Here is a 1,425-nt window from a genome sequence, read left to right as displayed (position 1 = left end):
GCCATTATACGGGCGCGGCGGCGGCCGAAAACGCCGTAAGCGGTTTCTGTCGCATGCGACGGACAGATGAAAGGCTCGCGGGCCGCGCTGGAACGGGCGCGTACGCTACGCGCCGCAAGCGAATCGTCAGGCCGGCACGAGGCGGGCTTCGCGCCGGCCGCGCGGCCTCGACGGCGGCCCCTGGCGGCCGCGCGCCCGGCTCAGCGCCAGGCGTCGACGATCACGCGCTTGAGGATGTGCAGCTTGCGGTGGAAGAAATGCTCGGCGCCGGGGATCACCACCACCGGCAGTTCCTGCGGCCGCGCCCAGTCGTAGACGGACGCGATCGGCACCGTGTCGTCGGTCTCGCCGTGGATCACGATGGTGTCCTCGGGCACCTCGGCCACGGCCCAGCGGCTCGCGGCGGTGCCGACGAACACCATGCGCTCGACCGCGTCGCCGCGCTCGCGCAACTGCTTCGCCACGTGCGACAGCACGAACGTGCCGAACGAGAAACCGGCCAGCACCAGCGGCAGCGTTTCCTGCCCCGGCTGCGCGCGCATGTGCGCCAGCACCGCGAGCAGGTCGTCGGTTTCGCCCAGGCCGTTGTCGTGCGTGCCCTCGGTTTCGCCCACGCCGCGGAAGTTCGAGCGCGTGACGACGTAGCCGAGCTGCGTGAAGATGCGCGCGAGGGTTTGCGCGACCTTGTTGTCCATCGTGCCGCCGAACAGCGGATGCGGATGCGCGACCAGCGCGATGCCGCGCACGGGCACGTCGTCGGGCGGCAGGTCGACGGCGATCTCGATGCGGCCCACCGGGCCGTCGATCAGGGATTTCTGCGTTTGGGCGTTCATGCGGCGTCCAGGGGCGGGTGAAAAGCGCGTGCGCTCAGATCTTCAGGCGGTCGACCACCTTGCCGTCGCGCAGGTGCGATTCGACGATCTCGTCGATGTCCTGCTGATCGACGTAGGTGTACCAGGTGCCTTCGGGGTAGACCACCATCACCGGGCCTGCCTCGCAGCGGTCGAGACAGCCGGCCTTGTTGATGCGGACCTTGCCCGCGCCGGCGAGGCCCAGCTCCTTGACGCGCTTCTTCGCGTATTCCTGCATCTGCTGCGCATCGCAGCTCGCGCAGCTCGGACGGTCCGCGCCGGGATCGCGCTGGTTCAGGCAGAAGAACACGTGGTGCTGGTAAAAGCTGGTGGCGTTCATGATGTGGGGGCCGCCCGCGTGCGTCGTGCGCCGCCGGCTGGATTGGGGATGATGTCGGGAGGATCGATTATAGCGAGCGGCGGGCGCGCCTGCTGCGGCGCGGGGCGCGGCCGGGCGGGGGGGACGGAAGAGCGGCGTGGAGGGGAAGAGTGTTGGTGGCGGGGTAGGTTACGGTGGTCGCCTGAGCCGGAGAAAAAAAATGAGTGTAACGTGTGAGAACAGGGTGTGCAGCGT

2 protein-coding genes are annotated in these 1,425 nt (G+C 69.0%); both read right to left on the bottom strand.

Annotation, left to right across the window (positions count from 1 at the left end):
- Positions 1 to 200 precede the first annotated feature (200 nt).
- Positions 201 to 833: an alpha/beta hydrolase gene (locus tag G3N92_RS33885; RefSeq protein ID WP_206131848.1), complete on the bottom strand. Its 633-nt coding sequence runs from the start codon at positions 831 to 833 to the stop codon at positions 201 to 203.
- A gap of 34 nt (positions 834 to 867) precedes the next feature.
- Complete coding sequence (locus G3N92_RS33880) at positions 868 to 1,191, bottom strand: NAD(P)H-dependent oxidoreductase subunit E (protein ID WP_206131847.1); 324 nt, start codon at positions 1,189 to 1,191, stop codon at positions 868 to 870.
- Positions 1,192 to 1,425 lie beyond the last annotated feature (234 nt).

The sequence above is a fragment of the Burkholderia sp. Ac-20379 genome, assembly GCF_017104645.1.
In the GTDB taxonomy this organism is placed as follows: Bacteria; Pseudomonadota; Gammaproteobacteria; order Burkholderiales; family Burkholderiaceae; genus Burkholderia.
The sequence above is the reverse complement of the archived record's forward strand: the minus strand, read 5'-3'. Positions and strand labels throughout refer to the sequence as shown.

Excerpts from the sequence above, each read along its gene's own strand:
- G3N92_RS33885 (WP_206131848.1), bottom strand. The coding sequence starts at position 833 with ATGAACGCCCAAACGCAGAAATCCCTGATCGACGGCCCGGTGGGCCGC.
- G3N92_RS33880 (WP_206131847.1), bottom strand. The coding sequence starts at position 1,191 with ATGAACGCCACCAGCTTTTACCAGCACCACGTGTTCTTCTGCCTGAAC.